The organism is Acinetobacter sp. YH12120, from assembly GCF_013418795.1.
In the GTDB taxonomy this organism is placed as follows: Bacteria; Pseudomonadota; Gammaproteobacteria; order Pseudomonadales; family Moraxellaceae; genus Acinetobacter; species Acinetobacter towneri.
Map to the genome: position 1 here is coordinate 161,481 of NZ_VPBI01000001.1, position 22,442 is coordinate 183,922.

General features: G+C 42.8%; 19 protein-coding genes and 2 tRNA genes. 11 read left to right on the forward strand and 10 right to left on the reverse strand.

All coding sequences use genetic code 11. The annotated features are described in order from the left end of the window. Nucleotides 1-22: 22 nt before the first annotated feature. The 4 genes from FTU58_RS00815 to FTU58_RS00830 form a co-directional block, all read right to left on the reverse strand. Nucleotides 23-98: transfer RNA gene (locus FTU58_RS00815), tRNA-Asn, on the reverse strand. Between the two features lie 6 nt (nucleotides 99-104). Further along, a tRNA-Asn gene (locus FTU58_RS00820) sits at nucleotides 105-180 on the reverse strand. Between the two features lie 146 nt (nucleotides 181-326). Then, nucleotides 327-953, reverse strand: coding sequence for a superoxide dismutase (locus FTU58_RS00825; protein WP_026438302.1), 627 nt, complete (start codon nucleotides 951-953; stop codon nucleotides 327-329). Between the two features lie 181 nt (nucleotides 954-1,134). Then, a complete protein-coding gene (locus FTU58_RS00830; protein WP_179988954.1) occupies nucleotides 1,135-1,893 on the reverse strand; it encodes a Nif3-like dinuclear metal center hexameric protein in 759 nt (252 codons plus the stop codon). Between the two features lie 167 nt (nucleotides 1,894-2,060). On the opposite strand from FTU58_RS00830, the gene FTU58_RS00835 reads away from it, so the two are divergent. Then, nucleotides 2,061-3,239, forward strand: a complete 1,179-nt coding sequence (locus FTU58_RS00835; RefSeq protein ID WP_004971893.1) for a trypsin-like peptidase domain-containing protein — start codon at nucleotides 2,061-2,063, stop codon at nucleotides 3,237-3,239. A gap of 350 nt (nucleotides 3,240-3,589) precedes the next feature. On the opposite strand, the gene FTU58_RS00840 is transcribed toward FTU58_RS00835, so the two are convergent. The 3 genes from FTU58_RS00840 to FTU58_RS00850 all read right to left on the reverse strand — a co-directional run bounded on the left by FTU58_RS00840 (nucleotide 3,590) and on the right by FTU58_RS00850 (nucleotide 7,863). Next, nucleotides 3,590-4,576, reverse strand: coding sequence for a Tim44 domain-containing protein (locus FTU58_RS00840; protein WP_004971891.1), 987 nt, complete (start codon nucleotides 4,574-4,576; stop codon nucleotides 3,590-3,592). Nucleotides 4,577-4,691: 115 nt separating this feature from the next. Then, a complete protein-coding gene (gene radA, locus FTU58_RS00845; protein WP_104853204.1) occupies nucleotides 4,692-6,083 on the reverse strand; it encodes a DNA repair protein RadA in 1,392 nt (463 codons plus the stop codon). 424 nt (nucleotides 6,084-6,507) lie between these two features. Beyond that, nucleotides 6,508-7,863 carry a sodium:alanine symporter family protein gene (locus FTU58_RS00850; protein ID WP_096900947.1) on the reverse strand — a complete coding sequence of 452 codons (1,356 nt, stop codon included), beginning with the start codon at nucleotides 7,861-7,863 and terminating at the stop codon, nucleotides 6,508-6,510. A 359-nt stretch (nucleotides 7,864-8,222) separates the two neighbouring features. Between FTU58_RS00850 and FTU58_RS00855 the strand changes: the two genes are divergently transcribed. The 10 genes from FTU58_RS00855 (at nucleotide 8,223) to FTU58_RS00900 (ending at nucleotide 19,049) form a co-directional block, all read left to right on the forward strand. Continuing rightward, nucleotides 8,223-8,462 (forward strand): lipoprotein, encoded by a 240-nt coding sequence (locus FTU58_RS00855; protein WP_004971884.1) that lies wholly within the window; start codon nucleotides 8,223-8,225, stop codon nucleotides 8,460-8,462. Between the two features lie 25 nt (nucleotides 8,463-8,487). Continuing rightward, nucleotides 8,488-9,732 carry a diaminopimelate decarboxylase gene (lysA, locus tag FTU58_RS00860; protein WP_004971882.1) on the forward strand — a complete coding sequence of 415 codons (1,245 nt, stop codon included), beginning with the start codon at nucleotides 8,488-8,490 and terminating at the stop codon, nucleotides 9,730-9,732. Between the two features lie 12 nt (nucleotides 9,733-9,744). Then, entirely contained in the window at nucleotides 9,745-10,590 is an 846-nt protein-coding gene (gene dapF, locus FTU58_RS00865) for a diaminopimelate epimerase (protein ID WP_004971880.1), read from the forward strand. A gap of 131 nt (nucleotides 10,591-10,721) precedes the next feature. Next, nucleotides 10,722-11,360: an alpha/beta fold hydrolase gene (locus tag FTU58_RS00870; protein ID WP_096900946.1), complete on the forward strand. Its 639-nt coding sequence runs from the start codon at nucleotides 10,722-10,724 to the stop codon at nucleotides 11,358-11,360. After that, nucleotides 11,360-12,274: a site-specific tyrosine recombinase/integron integrase gene (xerA, locus tag FTU58_RS00875; RefSeq protein ID WP_004971874.1), complete on the forward strand. Its 915-nt coding sequence runs from the start codon at nucleotides 11,360-11,362 to the stop codon at nucleotides 12,272-12,274. Before FTU58_RS00870 ends, xerA begins: the two co-directional genes overlap by 1 nt. A gap of 282 nt (nucleotides 12,275-12,556) precedes the next feature. Then, entirely contained in the window at nucleotides 12,557-12,928 is a 372-nt protein-coding gene (locus FTU58_RS00880; protein WP_004971871.1) for a hypothetical protein, read from the forward strand. 547 nt (nucleotides 12,929-13,475) lie between these two features. Further along, on the forward strand, nucleotides 13,476-14,225 hold the full coding sequence (locus FTU58_RS00885) for an electron transfer flavoprotein subunit beta/FixA family protein (protein ID WP_096901145.1): 750 nt from the start codon (nucleotides 13,476-13,478) through the stop codon (nucleotides 14,223-14,225). An 18-nt stretch (nucleotides 14,226-14,243) separates the two neighbouring features. Next, nucleotides 14,244-15,176 carry an electron transfer flavoprotein subunit alpha/FixB family protein gene (locus tag FTU58_RS00890; RefSeq protein ID WP_004971866.1) on the forward strand — a complete coding sequence of 311 codons (933 nt, stop codon included), beginning with the start codon at nucleotides 14,244-14,246 and terminating at the stop codon, nucleotides 15,174-15,176. 403 nt (nucleotides 15,177-15,579) lie between these two features. Beyond that, nucleotides 15,580-18,555, forward strand: coding sequence for a DNA gyrase subunit A (gene gyrA, locus FTU58_RS00895; protein WP_180061926.1), 2,976 nt, complete (start codon nucleotides 15,580-15,582; stop codon nucleotides 18,553-18,555). 68 nt (nucleotides 18,556-18,623) lie between these two features. Next, nucleotides 18,624-19,049, forward strand: coding sequence for a DUF3887 domain-containing protein (locus FTU58_RS00900; RefSeq protein WP_096901142.1), 426 nt, complete (start codon nucleotides 18,624-18,626; stop codon nucleotides 19,047-19,049). A 27-nt stretch (nucleotides 19,050-19,076) separates the two neighbouring features. On the opposite strand, the gene FTU58_RS00905 is transcribed toward FTU58_RS00900, so the two are convergent. The 3 genes from FTU58_RS00905 to FTU58_RS00915 are packed head-to-tail and all read right to left on the reverse strand — an operon-like array spanning nucleotide 19,077 to nucleotide 22,434. Beyond that, a complete protein-coding gene (locus FTU58_RS00905; protein ID WP_096901141.1) occupies nucleotides 19,077-20,177 on the reverse strand; it encodes an ABC transporter permease in 1,101 nt (366 codons plus the stop codon). Beyond that, complete coding sequence (locus FTU58_RS00910; protein ID WP_180061927.1) at nucleotides 20,174-21,304, reverse strand: ABC transporter permease; 1,131 nt, start codon at nucleotides 21,302-21,304, stop codon at nucleotides 20,174-20,176. The genes FTU58_RS00905 and FTU58_RS00910 overlap by 4 nt, the downstream gene beginning before the upstream one ends. Further along, nucleotides 21,304-22,434, reverse strand: a complete 1,131-nt coding sequence (locus FTU58_RS00915; protein WP_005177920.1) for an HlyD family secretion protein — start codon at nucleotides 22,432-22,434, stop codon at nucleotides 21,304-21,306. Before FTU58_RS00915 ends, FTU58_RS00910 begins: the two co-directional genes overlap by 1 nt. Nucleotides 22,435-22,442 lie beyond the last annotated feature (8 nt).

The following is a 22,442-nucleotide window of genomic DNA, read 5'->3' on the forward strand; positions in this document are numbered from 1 at the left end:
CTGCGTGGGATTTTTAGAATCTTGGCTCTCCCACCTGGGCTCGAACCAGGGACCTGCGGATTAACAGTCCGTCGCTCTACCGACTGAGCTATGGGAGAATAGATTGGCTCTCCAACCTGGGCTCGAACCAGGGACCTGCGGATTAACAGTCCGTCGCTCTACCGACTGAGCTATTGGAGAATCTGTGGGGCATTTTAGGGATGAAAGTTTAAGTCGTCAACACGTTCATCATCAGAAATGTATTGTTTGCTTTATAAATATTCATTTCATCTGTAAAAATAAAAAAACTGCCCATAAAGAGCAGTTTTTCTACAGAAAAATAGAAATTATTTTTCTACACCTGCATCTTGACCTGCGTATTTCGCATTTGCGTAATCCCAGTTTACCAAGCTTTCTAAGAAAGTTTTGATGTAAACAGGACGTGCGTTACGGAAGTCGATGTAGTAAGCGTGTTCCCAAACGTCAATCGTCAATACTGCAACTTTGCCGTGTGCCATTGGTGTGTCAGCATTTGAAGTTTTCATAATAGAAAGTTTGCCATTCACTTCGTCAGCTACTAACCAAGCCCAACCTGAACCGAATTGAGTTGTTGCAGCAGCAGCAAATTCTTCAGCAAATTTTTCGTAAGAACCGAAAGCTTCATCAATTTTAGCAGCCAAAGCACCAGTAGCTTTACCACCACCGTTTTTCGCCATACAGTTCCAATAGAACGTGTGGTTCCAAACTTGCGCTGCGTTGTTGAATACACCAGCTTTAGCTGCATCGCCTGCAGTTGCTTTGATGATTTCGTCTAAAGTTTTACCTTCAAGCTCCGTACCCGCGATCAAGTTGTTCAGGTTCACAACATAAGTGTTGTGGTGTTTGTCGTGGTGGAATTCTAAAGTTTCTTTGCTGATGTGTGGAGCAAGATCTTCGTAACCGTATGGTAAAGCCGGTAAAGTAATGGTTGTCATGTTTTCAATTCCTTGCATTTTGCTGGGTTTTAACATTAAGTGGCTCTATTGTAATAGATTTCGAGATCAAATTGCGCATTAGGTATAAATAACCATACAGAATAAGACTCGAATGTATACATCTAAAGACTATGTTAAACACAGATGTCATTTGAGTGAAATCGTTGGGTGAAACGGTGTATTAAATTGGGTTATTTAATTCAAAATAACTATACTCAATATTAAACTGTTCTGAAATAGCTTTTGCGAGTCGTTGTACACCATAGCGCTCAGTCGCGTGATGTCCGCAGGCATAATAATGCACGCCTAGTTCTTTGGCTTCATAATAGGTGCGTTCACTGACTTCGCCCGAAATAAAGGCATCACAACCTTGTTCTGCCGCTTTGCCAATAAAATCTTGTGCTGCACCCGTGCAGAACCCTACTTTTTGAATCTGACTTTTTTCGGCAGGAAGATGAATGGTTTTAAAGCCTAAACGCGCTGTGAGATAGTCACGAAATTCGGTTGCGCTCATGGCTTGCTTTAAAAAACCAATATTACCAATAGGATGACGTTCACTCGGGTCTAGGGCTTGCAAATTTTCTAATGCCAAACATTCAGCAATGGCAGCATTATTGCCTAGACTTGGGTGTGAATCGAGCGGTAAGTGATAACCCACCAAAGAAATATCATGCTGGATTAAACTTTTGATGCGTTTACCGCGCATGCCTGTAATTGGGTAAGGTTCGCCTTTCCAAAAATAGCCATGATGTACCAACAGTAAGTCTGCATTTTGGGCAACAGCAGCATCAATAGCCTCTTGAGAGGCAGTCACTGCACATAAAATTTTTTGAACTTCAGACTTACCTTCAATTTGTAAACCGTTGGGCGCGTAATCTTTAAATTCATGTGTATTTAAAGTTTGATCACACCATTGAATAATTTCTTTTAGCTGCGCCATAACTTTCTCAAATTGCTCATATTTAGCCAATATCAAAACATATTTTGTATTGTAACTAAAGCAAGACAAAACTCTTGGGCTTTTTTATGTTTCTATTTGTGTTTCGTTTTACAATAGCTCATTCAATGACTTAATCATCAAAAAAAATTTACTTAGAGGTACAAAACGTGCGCCGGACCTTTACCTGGTTACCTTGGGTGTTACTCATTCTGGTTATTATTGGCTTTGTGACTTGGCAACAACTGCAAAAACCGAAAGCGCCTGTGGCTGCCGATGGGGTCAAAATGCCTGCCGAGAAAGTTGAACCATTAATTGATACAACACGGACAGGTGGGGTGGTGTCGTATAGCGCTGCGGTTAAAGTGGCAGCGCCTGCGGTGGTAAATATTTTTACCACACAAAAAGTGAAACAAATGGATCATCCATTGTTAAATGACCCTGCATTTCGTGAATTTTTTGGCAATCAGTTACCCGATCAATTTAAGCAAGGCCCAAATGAAAACAGTTTGGGGTCTGGGGTCATTGTTCGTCCAGATGGTTATATTTTAACGAATAATCATGTGATCGCGCAGGCTGAACAAATTGTCGTGGCTTTGCACGATGGACGCCGTGCGGTTGCAAAAGTTGTTGGAACTGACCCAGACACAGACTTAGCGGTCATTAAAATTGATCTAGAAAAACTGCCTGTATTGCCATTTAAACTGAGTGGCAATGAAGTGGGCGATGTCGTACTTGCGATTGGTAACCCATTTGGTGTGGGACAAACCGTGACTCAAGGGATTATTTCTGCGACAGGACGTTCTGACTTGGGTATTAATACCTATGAAGATTTCATTCAAACCGATGCAGCAATTAATCCAGGTAACTCAGGTGGTGCATTGATTGATGTGGCAGGGAATTTGATTGGGGTAAATACGGCAATTTTCTCGCAATCAGGTGGTTCATTGGGCATCGGCTTTGCAATTCCTGCACAAGTCTGTCAGCAGGTTTTAAACTCGATTTTAAAAGATGGACGTGTGGTTCGTGGTTGGTTAGGTATTAGTTTGTTGCCTGTGCAACAAGACAACATTTTAGAACCTGCACAAGGCGGTGTAGTGGTTGCTGATGTACTGCGCGGTGGCCCTGCAGCAGAAGCAGGTTTAAAACGTGGTGACAAAATTTTAAAAGTGAATGATGAAGCGATTACTTCAACCTCGCATTTAATTAATTATGTTGCTGCACAAGCACCGCATACGACGGTGACTGTTTCAGTTGAACGTGGTGAAGAAGCCTTAGATTTGGAAGTCGCAGTCGGTGAGCGCAAAGTTCAAAATACCGATAAGCAATTTATTCCATTGCCTGAATAATAGATTTAACAGTAACAATTTAGCCTTGCCCGTTTGCAGGGCTTTTTTGTTGGCTAAGTAAATGGAGATCGACTGGAAATAACCAAAGTGATACGGATAACGTGATTTGATTTATCTCTGGGTAGATACAAAGAGAAGGTGGGCTAAATAAACTGTATTGATGAATGATGATACTTTTTGATAGATCTAATCAATCGAGGGTTTGGTTTTGTGTGGCAAGTGTGGATGTATTCGGTGTTGATGTCTTAGAAGATTTAAACGTGCTGTTTAAACATGATGGGTCTCAACTTAGATAAAGAAAGGCATAAAAAACAGCAACCGAAGTCGCTGTTTTTCTAGATCCATTGAAATTATTGCTCTTGCTGAATACCTGCCACTAACCAGTCTTGATTAGAGCCTGCAGGTTTTACAAAGTGCCAAATTTCTGTAAATGGTTGCGGTAAACTGTTCAGGTCTTCGCTGACTGTACCTGTAAAGCGTACACTTATGACATATTGACCATTTTCAGTTGCAGAATCGACCACCATGGCATTCAAGTTAGAAAACTCTGCTACATCTTGGTCTTGGTTTGCCATAATGTCCTGATACATCGACTGATATAAATCAGGAGTTAAATAACGCTGAATTTCTGCGATATTACTGGCTGTGTTCATAGACTGAATATGGTTAAAACGCTGACGCGCTACACGTAAAAAGGTTGCAGGCTCTGAACCATCAGGCAATTGATTGCCACTGTTGGTATAAGCTGCACCAAATGGCGCGTTATTATTGGCAGCTTGACCAAAAGGCGCTTGGGTAGAAGCGGCAGACCCCCCAACAGATTGACCAAAAATATTGGTATTGTCGTTACGTGGCGCTGCAGCAGGTGGTGTTTGCGCAAACGGTGCCTGATTGGCACCGCTATTTGGCGCATACGGATTAGGCGTTAGTTTTTTTTTTGCGCCCATCTTACGGAAAATGAAGAAGGCAACAGCAGCAGCGAGTAAAATCCAAATCCAGCTTGGAATACCGCCTTTTTCCTCTTGCGCTTCGGCAGCACTTGCAGCTTGATCATCGGCCAAGGCATTGGCAGCAACCGCACCAATTGCCGCACCTGCAACACCTGCAGCAACCATACCACCTACGCCTGGACCAGATTTTTGCTGTGCTGGTGCAGTTGTTGGTTGTTGTGCTGGCGTTGTTTGACGAGGTTGTTGGTAAGACTGAGTTGGAGCAGCCGAACGACTCATGCCATGGCTTTTACCGCCACCTGCACGTTTTGCTTCTGCTGCTAACGGAGCTACCAATAAAGTCGCTGTGAGCATTGCTGCGATCAAACCACGCTGTCGAACTTCCATCAAATTTTCCTATATTAAAATAAAGTTAAGCTGTGTATTTATGCAGGCATTTGCTGCGAATTTCAATATAAATATGATATTTTTTCTTGAAACTGAAAAAATATCATCCAAGGATTTAACCTAAGTTTTCACTTAAATTCATGGCTTCAGTTAAGGCTTCATGCAAACGCGCCACCGCAATAATTTGCACACCTGCAATGGCTTTTTGTGGGGCATTGCCACGCGGCACAATAATATATTTAAATCCGTGTTTAATAGCTTCTTTTAATCGTTCCTGACCATTTGGTACTGGGCGGATTTCACCCGATAAACCGACCTCACCAAATACTGCCAATTGTTGTGGCAGGGCTTTGCCACGCAAGCTAGAAGCACAGGCAAGTAGTACAGCAAGGTCTGAACCTGTTTCGGTAATTTTTAAGCCGCCGACCACATTCACATACACATCTTGCCCTGAAGTTTGTACGCCGCCATGCCGATGCATCACCGCCAATAGCATATTCAGACGGTTTTGTTCCAGACCTAAAGCCACACGTCTAGGCTGACCATGTGCATCATCCACCAAAGCTTGTACTTCAACTAAAAGTGGTCGCGTTCCTTCGCGGCTAATCATGACAATAGAACCTGGAATTGCCTCATCATAACGGCTCAAAAATATCGCAGATGGATTGGCAACCTCGCGTAAGCCTTTATCGGTCATGCCAAAAACGCCCAGTTCATTCACTGCACCGAAACGGTTTTTGACTGCTCGAATCATACGGTAGCGTGAGTCTGACTGTCCTTCAAAATACAAGACGCAATCGACCATGTGTTCAAGGACGCGCGGCCCCGCTAAAGCCCCTTCTTTGGTCACATGACCGACAATAAACAGCGCAGTGCCACTATTTTTAGCAAAACGAGTCAGCAAGGCAGCTGATTCACGAATTTGTGAAACACCACCTGGAGCAGACTGCAACGTTTCGGTATATAAAGTTTGAATCGAGTCCAGAATGGCTACCGCAGGGCGTTCATGCGCCAAAACTTCACAAATCCGTTCGACACAGGTTTCTGCCATGACTTTCAGTTGATCGGTGGGTAAGTCTAAGCGTTGAGCACGTAACGCCACTTGCGAAAGAGATTCCTCACCTGTGATATATAAAGCGGTGTTATTGGCAGCCGCCATGTGAGTCGCAGTTTGTAGCAAAATGGTCGATTTCCCGATACCAGGATCTCCACCAATCAGTACCACAGAGCCCGTAACCAAACCGCCACCCAAAACACGGTCAAATTCCCCAATGCCTGTTGTTAAACGGGTTTCGTGCGATACAGACACTTTATTAAGCGTGGTAATGGCGGCCGCTTGTCCTGCATAGCCACCGCCCATTTTAGGTTGGGCACGATGCGTCACCGCAGGGGCAATACTGACCTCATGAAGTGAGTTCCATTCCCCACATTCTGAACATTGACCTGCCCATTTAGGATGATCTGCACCACATTGTTCACAGCGATAGACACTTTTTACTTTTGCCATAACCCAGTCATTGCATCAATTAAAAACTGACTACAGCATACAGAGGAATGTTCGCGAAATGAATGTTATCTGGATTTTTCATGGAAAATCATACAACCACGTGGGTGATTGTATGATTTATGATTTGAACGGAATAATTCAATGAATTGGGTTTATTTAGGGTTTGTTGACATTTCATAAATGGCTTGCGCTGTAGGCTAAAACTGAGCAGATTAGGCATGAAACGCAGGGAATAGCGAGACTATTGCCAAGTTTCATAACGCAATCTGAGAAAGTTTTAGCCACAGCCTTTCAGGGCAAGCATATTTTTTGCTGCTATTGCGTTATGCGCCAGTCATTTAGAATGACTAAATCTCCTGTCCCATGCCTTATATCAGCTAAAAAATATGCGTTGCCGCAAACATAGACGAATTGTCAACAGACCCTAATACAACTCGCCAGACTTGCGCTTCGCAATAAAGTCTTTGGATTCTTTGGCAATCACACCAGACAGTAACAACAAGGCAATTAAGTTTGGTACAGCCATTAAACCATTAAAGGTATCGGCAAATAACCAGACTAAATCTAGGGTGGCGATGGTGCCAATGAACACTGAAGCAATATAAATTAAGCGGTAAATCAACACGTATTTTTCGCCGAATAAATAAGTACAGCATTTTTCACCATAATAGCTCCAACCGAGAATGGTGGAATAGGCGAAGAAGATGATCCCGAAAGTGACGACCCAACCACCAAAGCCTGGCAATAACTGGTCAAAAACCTGTGTGGTGAGTACAGCACCTGTTGCACCACCAAAGCTATTACCTGCCATAATGAAGCCCATTACCAAAACAATCCCCGTGATGCTACAGACAATAATGGTATCAATGAAGGTACCTGTCATAGACACTAAACCTTGACGCGCAGGGTGGTCAGTTTTTGCAGCCGCAGCAGCAATTGGGGCAGAACCCATCCCTGCTTCGTTGGAGAATACGCCACGTGCAACCCCGTAACGAATTACTGCACCAATTGCACCGCCCGCAACTGCTTCACCAGTAAAGGCATCACGGAAAATTAGCTCAAATGCAGGCACGACAAGGTGTAAATTATTCAGGATAATAATTAAACCGCCTGTAACATACAGAATGGCCATAATCGGAACAATCACCGAAGATGCTTTGGAAATCGAGCTAATTCCGCCCAAAATCACCAATGCAGAAAATACGGTAATTACCACGCCAGTAATCCAAGTTTCTACACCTAAGCTATTTTCAACTGCTAAAGCTACGGTGTTGGATTGTACTGAACTACCAATTCCAAACGAGGCGACTGTGCCAAAAAAGGCAAAGATAATCGCGAGCCATTTCCATTTTAGTCCGCGTTCAATGTAGTACATTGGGCCGCCTGACATTTGCCCTTTTTCGTTTTTAATACGGTATTTAACCGCCAAAACACCTTCACCATATTTGGTCGCCATACCAAACAGGGCAGTCATCCACATCCAAAACACTGCACCCGGGCCACCGAGGACGCAAGCCGTTGCAACACCTGCAATATTTCCCGTACCAATGGTGGCAGAGAGTGCAGTCATCAGTGATGCGAAATGTGAAATATCGCCCGGTTCTTTTTGCGCTTTGTCGTGTTTGCAAAAGACTTGTTTAAAAGCCAGTGGCAGCATGCGGAATTGCCAGAACAATAAGCGGAAGGTGAGGAAGACGCCCGTTCCCACAATGAGAACCAGCATGTATGGACCCCAGACCCAACCGCTTAGGGTTTCCATCATCGATTGTAAATTTTGCATAAATTTCTTCTTATAAACGCAGTGTATAAATGCTTAGTTTGTGACTGTAGTTGAACAGTTGTAAAAATTAAGCAAGTGATATGCCAGTCTTTAAAACTTCCTGTTAAAAGAACTTGGTTTTAAGCACGTTATATTTTTTGCATAGTTTTTAGATTTTGACAATTGATGCCTTGAAATAAAATTGACTTTATCTGTGTCAGAAGTCGCAATTTTTCAGACCTGATAAGGTCAATCTATGCCAGCAGAATAGTAAGTAAGCTAGAATTTTTACTAAGCTCAATATAATCTCTCTGCATTAGCACTTTGGTCGCGGCAGTGATCGCGTTATACTTCATCGAAAATATTTTATAGGTGGTCAGATGCGTACCGTCATTTGCTGCATGAGTGTTTTGCTTACAACAGTGGTTTTGGTCGGTTGTGGTCAGTCAGGTACATTACAGTTACCCAATGACCCAAATTACGACAAACGCGCAAAATATTTGTTATATCCAGATGCTGCGCCTAAACGTGCAACGCAATCGGCAACATCGTCAGACACAGCCGTACCTGTGCAACAGCAGTTTGCTGCACCTGCTGCATCTACATCGACTACACCTTAACGCTTTCTAGATAAAGGATACATTCATGAGTTTTACCCGCATTCAAGGGGTTTTGCACGCCGAGCAATGTTCGCTACAACAACTCGCACAGCAATTTGGCACACCACTCTATGTTTATTCAAAAGCGACTTTTGAAAAGCATTATTTAGATATGGATCGTGCTTTCCACTTTATCGATCATCAAATTTGTTTTGCGGTAAAGTCAAACTCGAATCTTGCGGTATTGAATGTATTGGCTAAGTTGGGTGCAGGTTTTGATATTGTGACAGGCGGTGAATTGGCGCGTGTTCTCAAAGCAGGTGGTGATGCATCGAAAATTGTTTTTTCAGGTTTAGGTAAAACTGAAGCCGATATTCAAAAAGCGTTGGAAGTTGGGATTGCCTGCTTTAACGTAGAATCGCATGCAGAATTAGACCGTATTCAAAAAGTTGCGGCAAGCATGAATGTCAAAGCACCAATTTCATTACGGGTTAACCCAGATGTCGATGCCAAAACCCATCCTTATATTTCTACAGGCTTAAAAGAAAACAAGTTCGGGATTCCGTCTGATTCGGTATATAGCACTTATGAATATGCGGCTTCTTTAGCAAACTTAGATATCGTTGGAATTGACTGTCACATCGGTTCACAATTGACCGAAACACAACCGTTTGTCGATGCTTTAGATCGCGTGATTGTGATGATTGATACCTTAAAAGAAATGGGTATTCAGCTAAAACACATTGATATTGGCGGTGGTTTAGGGGTGACTTATAAAGATGAAACTCCACCAACGGTTGAAGAATATGCCAATGCTTTACGTCCCGCTTTAGAAAAGTTAGGTCTTAAAGTGTATATGGAACCGGGTCGTAGTATCTCTGCCAATGCGGGCGTGCTGCTAACAAAAGTTGATTTACTCAAACCGACCAATCATCGTAACTTTGCGATTATTGACGCTGCCATGAATGACTTAATCCGTCCTGCGTTATATGAAGCATGGATGGACATTCAGCCCGTAACCCCACGTACTGATGTTGAAACGCTAGAGTGGGATGTGGTTGGTGCAATTTGTGAAACAGGTGATTTCTTGGGTAAAGAACGTCAGCTTGCGATCAAAGAAAATGATGTTTTAGCTGTAATGGGTGCGGGCGCATACGGTTTTGTGATGAGTTCTAACTACAACAGCCGTGGTCGTGCAGCTGAAGTCATGGTCGATGCAGATCAAGCACATTTAATTCGTGAACGTGAAAGCATTGAATCGCTGTGGGAAAGAGAGCGTTTATTGCCATAAGGGGAATTCGAGATGTTATTAGAATTTACCAAAATGCATGGTCTGGGCAATGACTTCATGGTGGTTGATCTCATCAGCCAGCGTGCGTATTTGGATGCGCTGACTATTCAACGCCTTGCAGACCGCCACTTCGGGATTGGCTTTGACCAACTCCTGATTGTGGAACCGCCCGATTTACCAAATGTCGATTTTAAATATCGCATTTTCAATGCCGATGGTTCTGAAGTGGAGCAGTGCGGCAATGGTGTGCGTTGTTTTGCACGTTTTGTGCATGAACGTCAGCTTACGACCAAAACCAAAATCAAGGTGCAAACCAAGGCAGGCATTGTAGAGCCTGAATTGGGGCAAAACGGTTGGGTGCGGGTGAATATGGGCTATCCAAAATTCTTGCCGCATGAGATTCCATTCATTGCCGATGAGCCTGATAACTTATATGACATTGCGCTGAAAGATGGTGCTGCATTGACCATTGATGTGGTGAACATAGGCAATCCTCATGCTGTGACCATTGTGCCTGATGTATTGACTGCCGATGTTGCAGGTATTGGCCCACAAGTGGAATCACACGAGCGTTTTCCACAGCGCGTCAATGCAGGTTTTATGCAAATCATTGACGAAAAACATGCGCGTTTGCGTGTGTTTGAACGTGGCGTAGGTGAAACCTTGGCTTGTGGTACAGGTGCATGTGCTGCAGCCGTTTCGGGTATGCGCCGTGGCTTATTGTCTAATTCAGTTGAAATTGAACTGGCAGGTGGTAAGTTGCAAATCGAATGGCGTGAAGGCGATGTGGTGTGGATGACAGGGCCAACTGCTAATGTCTATCACGGTCGTTTGGATTTAAATTATTTTCAGGGCTGATGTTTCGTTCTAACATGAACAGCTCTTATCTTACTTAAAAGCACTTTTCAAAACGAATGGTGCTTTTTTGTATCTTGCAGCACGGATTAGGTATGCTGTACTGAATGTCACTCTAAAAACTTCTACTCATTATGCCGCAACTGATTTTTTTACCTGGCGCTTCAGGCAATACCGCATTTTTTCATCCGCTAATCGAAAAAATTGAAAAATTGCCGTGGCAGAATGCTGTAAAAATTGTGGCTTATCCTGAATTTAATCATCAACCTGCACATTCACAGGTACATGATTTTGCAAGTTTGCAGGCTTATGTGTTGGCGAATATCCCAGATGATTGCATTATCATTGCACAGTCGATGGGTGGTATTTTTGCAGTTGCTGCCGCGTTGCAATATCCAGAAAAAGTCAAAGGATTAGTATTGGTTGCAACATCTGGTGGCATGGATTTAAGCAGTTTTCAGGTGCAAGATTGGCGACAAGACTATCAAGCAAGTGATTTAAATTATCCTGACTGGTTTGTAGAGGCAAAGGCCGATTACACGGTAGACTTTGCTAAAATCAACATGCCTATTTTGTTGTTATGGGGTGATCAAGACCCGATAAGTCCACTGGCGGTAGGTGAGTTTTTACAACAACAATTTCCACAAGCCGTATTAAAAATTGTGCATGATGGTGATCATTTGTTTTTAGAAACACATGCAGATCAGGCGGCTGAACACATTGCTGCTTATTTATCTCAGTTTGCCGCAGTTCAGCAATCGGAGCGTGACTAATGTACGATCCGCAGCAACTATTAAAGATGTGGCTCAAAGAACGAGAAATACAACAGCAGTCACCGCATACGTTAAAAGCCTACGCACGCGATTTAAACGATTTTTTTAGCTTTTGTGAGCAACAACAACTTGCCTTATATGATGTAGAGGCTGCAGATTTGCGCCATTATTTAGCGCAAAAAGTAGAACAGCAACAGTTAAATAGCAGCAGTTTACAGCGCATGTTGTCAGCGATTCGTCAGTTTATGAAATGGGCCGAGCAAGGGCAGTATTTACAATTTAATCCAATTGATAATTTTCAGCTAAAACGTCAGCCACGACCTTTGCCGGGTTTGATTGATATTGAAACGATTCATCAAATTTTGGATCAGCCTGAACCTGAAACTGAAGTACAACAACAAATGTGGCGACGCGATAAAGCGATTTTAGAATTGCTCTATTCGAGTGGTTTGCGCCTAGCAGAGGTACAAAGTTTACGTATCCGCGATTTAGATTTTAACCGTCAATTGCTGCGCATTACGGGTAAAGGCAATAAAACCCGTATAGTGCCTTTTGGTCGCAAAGCCAAAGATGCGGTGATGCAATGGCTGCAGATTTACCCTTTATGGCAGGGCGATTTTGTACCCGATGCAGCATTGTTTATTACTCAAAAAGGTGAACCCTTAAAAGCACGCCAAATTGAAAATCGGGTGAAGTTTCAGGCGCAGCGTGCGGGCGTTAATGTCGATTTGCATCCGCACTTATTGCGACATTGTTTTGCAAGTCACATGCTGTCGAATAGTGGGGATATACGTGCAGTCCAAGAAATGCTTGGGCATAGCAATTTAAGCACCACGCAAATTTATACCCATGTCGATTTTGATCAGTTAGCGCGAGTTTATGATCAGGCACATCCACGTGCGAGTAAAAAGTAAAGCTTTACCTAAAGTCGGCATTATTTTTGCAAGTTAAAATATAGCTATTTCATACTGCAAATATTTTTCTCACAGTCAGTTGTAAAGCCTTTGTGCTGTACTTAATACTTTAAGTAAAAGCGCTTTCACCAAGATGTCATTGCAACTATTGTAGAATAATAAAAAAGTGCGTTATGCAGTATAAAGAAGCAGAAAGAGTGGGTCACACGAATAATAGACATGGATGACATTATTTTTTGTTCCACTGCATAACACTTTGGATATCAAATGATAGGCAAAACCATGATTTCGAATCTTCAAGAAAAATATGAACAATTAAGCCCAAGCCAAAAAGAAATTTTTGCAGGTTATGGCTTGCGTCAAGTGAAACATTTTGTCGAAATAAGCTTGCCGATGATCGAGCAAGAACTACCTGCCGATTGTTTAGTGCAGGGTATTAATGCCGAAGGTAAAATGCAGGCGATTCATCCGCAAACGCAACAAAGCTATTTATGGATTTCAGATCAGCAGTGGCAAGCACGCTCATCCGCTGGTAGTAAAATAGATGTAAAAGAAGATTTTATTGCAGTTTGGGAAATTTTTAATTTACAGGCCTATGAGTTGATAGATTTAAGTCATATCCACCGTGACTTTTTAGAAACTCAGCAAGTTTGAGCTGAGTTTTTTTTATGCCCTTTATCAGGGAGGTGGCGTGGTGAAAGCGCATAAATATCCATCAAAATAAAACAGATTGTTTATTTCATACCCAATAAACTGCTGAATACAGTTTTGTGAACCAGCAGTCACATTTTAAAAGAGCATTTATATCTGAAAAAATACTGCAAAAAATAAAGTTTTCTATCTTTAATGACAGTCAGATTATGGGGTTTTATGTAAGGAACTTTGCTTAAATTGTCGGCGGAACTCAATTTGAATTGCATTTCAATCAATCTTGTTGATGAGGGAAATAAATAAAAAACATAATATAAATCAAAGCTTAAAATTGCTTATATAATCGTCGCTTGGTTTGTTAATTTTTAGAAATAAAAAAGTATGAACGCATCGTTCAGTTAATTTTCGGCATTTTTAGCCTTGTTTAGACAATTCTGACTTGACCGAAATGCCGATCACATAGCAAGATAGGACACCTAAAAAATTTAAAGCGAAGAGTTATTATTAACTTTTCTCAATATTTACTTTTGCTAAAACAGCCGAGGATTACATGAAGGCTCTTGTTGCTGTAAAACGTGTGGTAGATGCCAACGTTAAAGTTCGCGTTAAGCCGGATAATAGTGGAGTTGACCTAACTAACGTTAAGATGTCAATTAACCCATTCTGTGAAATCGCAGTGGAAGAAGCGGTTCGTTTAAAAGAAAAAGGAACTGTTTCAGAAATCGTAGTGGTATCCATTGGTCCTAAAGAAGCGCAGGAACAAATTCGTTCTGCAATGGCGCTTGGTGCAGACCGTGGTATTTTGGTTGAAACAGCCGATGAGATTGGTGCACTTGAAGTGGCTAAAATCTTAAAAGGTGTTGTTGAACAAGAACAACCACAACTTATTTTATTGGGTAAGCAAGCTATTGATGACGACTCTAACCAAGTTGGTCAAATGCTAGGCGCTTTACTTGGTGCAGGTCAGGGTACTTTTGCTTCAGAAGTAAAAGTAGATGGCGACAAAGTTCAGGTAACACGTGAAATTGACGGTGGTTTACAAACTGTTGAGCTTGCACTTCCTGCAATCATCACCACTGACTTACGTTTGAATGAGCCACGTTATGCGGCACTTCCAAACATCATGAAAGCACGTAAAAAACCGCTAGACACCAAATCTCCTGCAGATTATGGCGTTGCAACAGGTACTAAGCTGAAAACTGTAAAAGTTGAAGCACCTGCTGAGCGTAAAGCGGGCGTACAAGTGAAATCTGTAGATGAGCTTGTAGAAAAATTGAAAAACGAAGCGAAAGTGATCTAATACAGAAGGATAAAAATCATGAGTATTTTAGTTATCGCTGAGCACGACAATAAAGCACTAAATGGTGCAACATTAAACGTTGTTGCTGCAGCTCAAAAAATCGGTGGTGATATCACTGTATTGGTTGCGGGTTCTGGTGCACAAGCAGTTGCAGACCAAGCAGCTAAAGTTGCAGGCGTAAGCAAAGTATTACTTGCTGACGATGCGGCTTATGCAAACCAATTGGCTGAAAACGTAGCAAAACTTGTTGCAGAATTAGGCAAAGGTTATAGCCATATCCTTGCTGCTTCTACAACAACAGGTAAAAACATTTTACCGCGTGCAGCTGCGCTTCTTGATGTTAGTATGATCACAGACATCGTCGCTGTAGATTCTGCAAAGACATTCAAGCGTCCAATTTATGCAGGTAACGCGATTGCAACTGTAGAATCTTCAGAGGCGATTGTGGTAGGTACTGTACGTGGTACAGCATTTGACCCAGTGGCTGCAGAAGGTGGTTCAGCTGCGGTTGAAGCTGCTACTGTGACAGGTGATGCTGGTATTTCTAAATTTGTTTCTGAAGAAATTGTGAAATCAGAGCGTCCAGAGTTAACAGCAGCGCGTATTGTGGTTTCAGGTGGTCGTGGTGTAGGTTCTGGTGAGAACTATCACAAAGTGCTTGATCCATTAGCGGATAAACTTGGTGCAGCACAAGGTGCTTCACGTGCAGCAGTAGATGCTGGCTTCGTACCAAACGACATGCAAGTAGGTCAAACAGGTAAAATTGTTGCACCTGATTTGTACATCGCTGTGGGTATCTCTGGTGCGATTCAGCACTTGGCAGGTATGAAAGACTCTAAAGTGATCGTTGCGATCAACAAAGACGAAGAAGCGCCAATCAACGCAGTAGCTGACTACTGGTTAGTGGGTGACTTGAACACTGTTGTTCCAGAGTTAGTATCTAAAATCTAATTACTGAACACAGTCAAAAACGCCTCTATGTGAATAGCATAGGGGCGTTTTTTATTGTCTTTTTTAATTTAGATGCAGTGATTGGTTTTAAGTACATTATGTGAACTTAGCGTATATGTGGGTACATATCGAGCAAGTATATGTTGAAGATATTTTGACGTGACTCTTAAAAATATGAAGCACTTTTGTTTCTTGGGTGTGAATATTTTTTTGCCTAAAAAATCACCGTTAAATTTAAGTAAATTAACAAGATTAAGATCATCTCTAAAGCACAAAAACACAGGCGTATATGCTATAATTTTTCGCTAGTTTTTATTTTTAGCCTGCATTTCAGGCTAATCATTTGCAAGTTTTACGACATATAAAATGCAAGCAAAATTTGTTTGCAGAATAAGGAGTATGCATGAGCGTATCGGAAATTAGACCGATTGCCATTGAGGATGAACTCAAGCACTCGTATTTAGACTATGCGATGAGCGTGATTGTGTCACGTGCGCTGCCAGATGTACGAGATGGTCTAAAACCTGTGCATCGTCGTGTGCTATTCGCAATGCACGAATTGGGCAATGACTACAACAAAGCTTACAAAAAGTCTGCCCGTGTAGTCGGTGACGTCATCGGTAAATATCACCCTCACGGTGATTATGCAGTTTACGAAACAATTGTTCGTATGGCGCAAGATTTCAGTTTGCGTTATCAATTGGTTGATGGTCAGGGTAACTTCGGTTCGATTGATGGCGATAGTGCCGCAGCCATGCGTTATACCGAAGTCCGTATGCGCAAACTTACTCATGAACTGTTGGCCGATTTAGAAAAGGACACTGTCGATTGGGAAGATAACTACGACGGCTCTGAGCGTATTCCTCAAGTGATGCCTACTCGTATTCCAAACTTACTGGTGAACGGTGCAGCGGGTATTGCGGTAGGTATGGCGACCAATATGGCGCCACACAACATGACCGAAGTAGTACATGCGTGTTTGGCTTATGCAGACAATCCAAATATTTCTATTGAAGGGTTGATGGAACATATTACAGGTCCAGACTTCCCTACAGGCGGTATTATTTACGGTAAATCAGGCATTGTAGATGCTTACCGTACAGGTAAAGGCCGTTTGCATATTCGTGGTAAGTACCATTTTGAGGAAGATCAAAAAACTGGTCGTACCACCATCGTCTTTACTGAAATCCCTTATCAGGTTAATAAAGCGAAAACCATTGAGCGTATTGCTGAACTGGTAAAAGAAAAGAAACTCGAAGGTATTTCTGAATTACGTGATGAGTCCGATAAAGAAGGGATGCGTATTGCAATTGACTTAAAGCGCGGTGAAAACGCTGAAGTAATTGTGAATAATCTGTTCTTGAACACGCAATTAGAAAACTCATTCAGCATCAACATGGTTTGCCTAGACAATGGTCAGCCAAAGTTGATGAACTTAAAAGATATTATTGCGGCATTTATTCGTCACCGCCAAGAAGTAGTGACTCGCCGTACCATGTTTGAATTGCGTAAAGCACGTGAACGTGGCCATATTTTAGAAGGCTTAACCGTTGCTTTGGCGAATATTGATGCCATCATCGAAACCATTAAATCTTCTGCCAATCCAGCCGAAGCGCGCGAGCGTTTACAGGCAGGCGAGTGGGCAGCAGGCGGTGTCGTGGCGTTATTGGAAAAAGCAGGTTCAGTATCTGTACGTCCAGATGAAATTGAAGGCGAAGACCCAAATCGTCCATTCGGTTTGGAGGGACAGATTTACCGTTTGTCTCCTGCGCAAGTGACTGCAATTTTAGAATTACGTCTGCATCGTTTAACAGGTCTGGAACAAGACAAATTACATGCAGAATATTCTGAAATTTTGGCACAGATTGCTGAATTGACCGCAATTTTGAATGACTTTAATTTGTTGATGGGTGTGATTCGTGAAGAGTTGGCGCAAGTTTTACAGCAATATGGCGATGCACGTCGTACTGAAATTGTAGAATCTCGCATTGATTTCTCGCGTGAAGATTTAATCCCAGAAGAACAAGTGGTACTGACAGTATCACAAACAGGTTATGCAAAAACTCAACCATTGTCAGATTACGCAGCGCAGCGTCGTGGTGGTCGTGGTAAATCTGCAACGTCGATGAAAGAAGATGATTATGTGCAGCATTTAATCGTGACATCTAACCATGCAACGGTGCTGTGCTTTACCGATGTGGGTAAAGTTTACCGTCTGAAAGTGTTTGAAGTGCCACAGGCATCGCGTGGTGCGAAAGGTCGTCCAATGGTGAACTTATTGCCATTAGATGCCAATGAAACCATCACCGCGATTTTACCTGTCATTGATGCACCGAAGAAATTTACCGAGCGTTTGGCAGACTTCCGTAGCTATGTGAAAGCCAATGCGGCACATCTGCAAACTAACGCGATCATTGCCGCTCAATATGCAGAATTAGAAGCTGCCTTTACTGAATTAGCAGATGGTGATGATTTATCTGACGCATTACGTGTGCAATTGAAACAATTGGGTGTAGAGCTTTCTGCAACCGATTTAGATGATGAGATTATTGCGGAATTTGCATCACAAGCAGAAGCCTTGCGTAAAAACTTCTATGTATTTATGGCAACGGCATCAGGTACAGTGAAACGTGTTGAATTGGAACAATTCAGTAACGTGCGTTCAAATGGTTTACGTGCCATTGAATTGAATGAAGAAGACACTTTAATTGGTGTTGCGATTACCGATGGCGAACAGCAAATTATGTTGTTCTCTAATGAAGGTAAAGCGATTCGTTTTGCTGAAACCGATGTGCGTTCAATGGGGCGTGCGGCCAAAGGTGTACGTGGTATGCGTGTCAGCTTCGGTTCAGCACAAGTTGAAGATGTCGAAGATGTAGAAGTCGATGGCGATGATGAAGACAGTTCAGATTCAGCACTCATCAGCCGTATCGTATCGCTAGTCGTAGTACCAGAAACAGGCGAAGTTTTGTGTGCTTCGGCGAATGGTTATGGTAAGCGTACACCTGTAGACGACTTCCCAACCAAAAAACGTGGTGGTAAAGGTGTGATTGCCATTAAGACCTCTGAACGTAATGGTGAATTGGTCGGTGCAGTTGCTATTGATGAAAGCAAAGAACTAATGCTGATTTCTGATGGCGGTACATTAGTGCGTACTCGCGCTTCTGAAGTGGCGCAAACAGGTCGTAATGCACAAGGTGTACGTTTAATCCGCTTGGGTGAAAACGAAACACTGGTGGGTGTAGAAGCGATTGAAGCTGTTGAAGAAGACGAGTTTGTTGAAGCGATTGAAGGTGCAGAATCTTTAGTGGCTGAAACGGATGCAGTTGCTGAAACTGAGCAAGTGGAAAAAGACGGTGAAAATTCAGTAGAAGAATAAGTTTTTTACTGATAAAAAGGGCGCTTCGGCGTCCTTTTTTATAAACGTTGACTGCATAAGGGTAAGCGATGAAAACCAAATTAATGTTGTTGGCAGCAGCGGTTGCATTGAGTGGCTGTAATTCAATGGACAATATTCCAGATCCGAGTCCTGAACAGGAAAAGGCGGCACAGCTAGCCTATGAGGATTTGCGTGATGGGAAGTATGACGAGTTTTTGGATCAGTTAGAGCCGCAGTTGCAAACCCAGTTTAAGGACAATGAAAAGCTGATGAAACGCTTTTCACGTTCAATTCCTCAAGGTGAATACAAGTCTAAGACTTTAATGACCAAAGAGATTGAAGAAGCAACCAATCAGCTTGGGCAATATAAGGTCAGCTATGAAATTGCCTATCCGGAAAATCTGGTTCAGTATGATGTTAGTTTTGACAAGCCGAATGGTAGCAACAAGATTCGTAATTTCAATATTCAAGTCTTTGGCGAATCGGGTAAATAAGTGGAATAGGAGCATTGCTATAATGCTCTATCTGCTTTGATGACCAGAAATTAAACGTCGATAAGCCAAAAAAAAGCACAAGCTACCGATCATTCCAAGATAGAGCAATTTAGGCAAGATCAGTGTTGTAGGCACACCCATCTGATTGAGTTGAATAAACATCTGCACAATTTGGGTAGAGGGCAGGATTTCGCCAACGACTTGCATCCAGGTGGGCATGGCAGCATGCGGCCAGGCCGCACCAGATAAAAAGAACAGTGGAATAGAAGTGAATACAATGACATGCCCCGCACGTTCCGGCAGATCCAGAAAACTAGCAAATAAGCAGGTCATGCCAATTATCGTGTAGATAAAAACCGCAACAGCCAGCAGCATCCCGAGCAGGTTGCCACCGCGCGGATAATCAAATAGCCAGAAGCTAAAGCCGAATAAATAGAAACATCCCAGACAACCAATGGTGAAGACCGCTAAACACATCCCAATCAATGCATTTGTGTTTAATTCTATTTTTCTTTCCCGATATACCAAAATCAGCATACTCAAACCCAAAAGAATGGTTTGGTGGATAATTAAAGGTGCAACCGCAGGAAAGACATAGCTGCCATAGCCGGACAGCGGATTAAATAAAGGAATTTGATGCACAGAAAGGGCAGGTGAAAAATCCGAGACCTTGCCAAAGCGTTCAGTATAATCTGCCAAAGTTTGCTCAACTGATGTGGCTAAGCCCAGACCAATTTGTTTGGTTACTAAAAAGTTGGCTGTACTTAAATACAGGCCAATGCCACCTGTTTCACCATGCCTTAAGCTTTGCGATAAATTGTCCGGCAGAAGTAAAATACCATCGGCTTTTTGTGATTCCACCCATTGTTTGGCCTCGGAAAAATTGCCGGTAATCGCCTCAATCTCTACATTGGGGCTTTGTGCCACTTGACCAATAATACGGGTGCTTAAGTTACTTTGTTCTTCATCGACAATAATAATCGGTAAGGCTTCAGCCTGCTGTGCCTGATAAGCGGTTGGATAAAAAAAGCTGTAAAACAAGACGGATAGAATAAGCGTGGTAAAGATCGTGCCGTGACTGACAATATCCTTAAAGCTTTGCAGATAGTAAAACCAGAGGGATTTCATTGGACTGCTCCTTTAACTATTTTTTTAAGAAACAGATAAGCCAGCAGAGCGTAAACTAGGGCATAGATCAGCAGCATGAATCCAGCTTGCAGTGAAATATGCAATGGACTACCAATCACCCATTGTTCAGTTTGTAATTTGGCATAGGGCGTAAACGGAATAATATTGGACCAGAACTGGGTGAATAGGGGCGCATTATTTAAAGGTAAAGTCACACCGGCAAAACTTAAAGATGAACCACCATAGACCGCAATGATGCCAAAAGATTTACTTAAATCTTTGGTTGCCAGAACCACTGCACTGCTTAAAAATGCATAAGCGCTATATAGCAGAAATTGTGCCGATAGAATCAGAGCGAGCGAGCCAGCAACAAACCAGCCGCGAATTTCAATCAGCCAGAACATCCAGATCCAGGTCCATAGACTAAAAATAGCCACATAGACCAGGTTCTTAGACAGTAATGCCATCCAGATGGACGAGTTGCTAATCCAGCTTGTTAAGGTCTGTCGCTTCAGTTCCTGACCGACGGAAAATGCCACACAACAACACAGCAGTAAATGCAGAATTGCCGGAATGACATAGGGTTCCAGATAGAATTCATAATTTAGTTGCGGGTTATACAGCGGCGATATTTTGATATGCGGTGACGGTGCTTCGAGAGAAGGCAGCCGGTTGCCCAGATATTGCTGTCCGCTAAATTCAGCCAGTGCTTGCAGGGTACTGACCAGCATGGCAGAGGAAATGGTATTTCCGATGCTGAAATAACTCTGGTTAAAGGCAATACTGATGTCAGCATCCCGGGCACGAACCAGACGTTGCTCGGCACCGCTGGGAATATGGATATAACCCCAAATTTTATTTTGATTTAACAGGCGCTCAATTTCAGCTGTTTGTTCCGACACTGTAGCAATTTTAAGAGTATGATTCAGCGCCACATGCTGATAAATGCTTTGACTCAGCGCACTCTGGTCTTGATCAATAATCGCAATCGGTAAATGATCCGGTTTCCCTTGAGCAAACATGCTGCTGAATAAAATAATCACCAGTGCAGGTGCGAGCGTGACCAGACACAGATCCCATTTTTCGCGGAGCAGATAGCGCAGTTCGCGCCATATACCCGTCCACATTATCGGGTCTCTTTCAGTTTAAATAACACGCTCATTCCAACTTTCAGTTCAGGAATCGCTGGTGTGGGCACAAGATGCAGCTTAAAACTTCGCACATCATAACCGCCGGTTTGGCGTGTGGTCTTAATGGTGGCAAATTCACCTTCAGCACTGATCTGCTTGATTTTAAAAGTGGCGGTTTTATCTAGGGCGGGAATATAACCTTCAATACTGCTCATTTTCTGAAACGGGGCATATTGGTCTTCACGAATATTCAGGCTCACCCACATTTGATCTTCAATCAGGCTGACCACAGGGACTGCGGTGGCTACCAGCTCCGAGACTTTGCCATAGGTTTTAGACACCGTTCCGTTTACAGGTGCTACTAATTGGGTTTCTGCCTCTAATGCATTGGCTTCATCCAGCGCAGCCTGGGCAATATCTACTTGTGCATCGGCAGAACTCTTTTGCTGCGAGGTGCTGCCACGTTTGGCACGTGCGTATTGCTGATACGCTGCTTCTGTCATTTGTGCCGCTGATTGACTGGCTGCATACAATTCATCACGGCGCTGGCGTGAAATCACACCTTCCTTAAATAAATTTGCACCACGCTCATAAGAAACTTTGGCTAAATTTTGCTGTGCTTTCAGCGATTGCCAGTTGGCATACAGGCTGGCGATATTTTCTTCTTGCGAGCCACGTTCAGCAGTCGATTGTAAGGCCAGCGCAGATTGTAAAGCCGCTGCGGCTTGCTGTTTTTTGGCCTGAATTTCCGGGCTGTTTAAGCGCACCAGCACATCGCCTTTTTTGACTCGCTGACCTTCTTCTACATAAATTTCTTCAATACGGCTTGGCACTTTGGTCGCCACCTGAACTGTTTCAGCTTCTACACGACCCTGCAATTCAAGCGGAGCCGGTTGGTAGCTTTTCCATAATCCAAATGCGATGACTGCCAGCAGAACTGGAATCAGGGCCAGCAATAAATATTTTTTCTTTTTAGCGATTTCAGGAGCTTGTTGTTGCTCGGTCGAAGTCGTCGCGTTGTTTTCTATTTCAGTTTTTGTTTCTACCTGTTGCGCAGGCGATTTTTCTGTATCGCTGGATGAAGCCGCTTCATTCACAGGATCATTGGGTTTTTGATCTTCGTTCATGTTCGGCT

Excerpts from the sequence above, each read along its gene's own strand:
- FTU58_RS00825 (WP_026438302.1), bottom strand. The coding sequence starts at position 953 with ATGACAACCATTACTTTACCGGCTTTACCATACGGTTACGAAGATCTT.
- FTU58_RS00830 (WP_179988954.1), bottom strand. The coding sequence starts at position 1,893 with ATGGCGCAGCTAAAAGAAATTATTCAATGGTGTGATCAAACTTTAAAT.
- FTU58_RS00840 (WP_004971891.1), bottom strand. The coding sequence starts at position 4,576 with ATGGAAGTTCGACAGCGTGGTTTGATCGCAGCAATGCTCACAGCGACT.
- radA (WP_104853204.1), bottom strand. The coding sequence starts at position 6,083 with ATGGCAAAAGTAAAAAGTGTCTATCGCTGTGAACAATGTGGTGCAGAT.
- FTU58_RS00850 (WP_096900947.1), bottom strand. The coding sequence starts at position 7,863 with ATGCAAAATTTACAATCGATGATGGAAACCCTAAGCGGTTGGGTCTGG.
- FTU58_RS00855 (WP_004971884.1), top strand. The coding sequence starts at position 8,223 with ATGCGTACCGTCATTTGCTGCATGAGTGTTTTGCTTACAACAGTGGTT.
- lysA (WP_004971882.1), top strand. The coding sequence starts at position 8,488 with ATGAGTTTTACCCGCATTCAAGGGGTTTTGCACGCCGAGCAATGTTCG.
- dapF (WP_004971880.1), top strand. The coding sequence starts at position 9,745 with ATGTTATTAGAATTTACCAAAATGCATGGTCTGGGCAATGACTTCATG.
- FTU58_RS00870 (WP_096900946.1), top strand. The coding sequence starts at position 10,722 with ATGCCGCAACTGATTTTTTTACCTGGCGCTTCAGGCAATACCGCATTT.
- xerA (WP_004971874.1), top strand. The coding sequence starts at position 11,360 with ATGTACGATCCGCAGCAACTATTAAAGATGTGGCTCAAAGAACGAGAA.
- FTU58_RS00880 (WP_004971871.1), top strand. The coding sequence starts at position 12,557 with ATGATTTCGAATCTTCAAGAAAAATATGAACAATTAAGCCCAAGCCAA.
- FTU58_RS00885 (WP_096901145.1), top strand. The coding sequence starts at position 13,476 with ATGAAGGCTCTTGTTGCTGTAAAACGTGTGGTAGATGCCAACGTTAAA.
- FTU58_RS00890 (WP_004971866.1), top strand. The coding sequence starts at position 14,244 with ATGAGTATTTTAGTTATCGCTGAGCACGACAATAAAGCACTAAATGGT.
- gyrA (WP_180061926.1), top strand. The coding sequence starts at position 15,580 with ATGAGCGTATCGGAAATTAGACCGATTGCCATTGAGGATGAACTCAAG.
- FTU58_RS00900 (WP_096901142.1), top strand. The coding sequence starts at position 18,624 with ATGAAAACCAAATTAATGTTGTTGGCAGCAGCGGTTGCATTGAGTGGC.
- FTU58_RS00905 (WP_096901141.1), bottom strand. The coding sequence starts at position 20,177 with ATGAAATCCCTCTGGTTTTACTATCTGCAAAGCTTTAAGGATATTGTC.
- FTU58_RS00910 (WP_180061927.1), bottom strand. The coding sequence starts at position 21,304 with ATGTGGACGGGTATATGGCGCGAACTGCGCTATCTGCTCCGCGAAAAA.
- FTU58_RS00915 (WP_005177920.1), bottom strand. The coding sequence starts at position 22,434 with ATGAACGAAGATCAAAAACCCAATGATCCTGTGAATGAAGCGGCTTCA.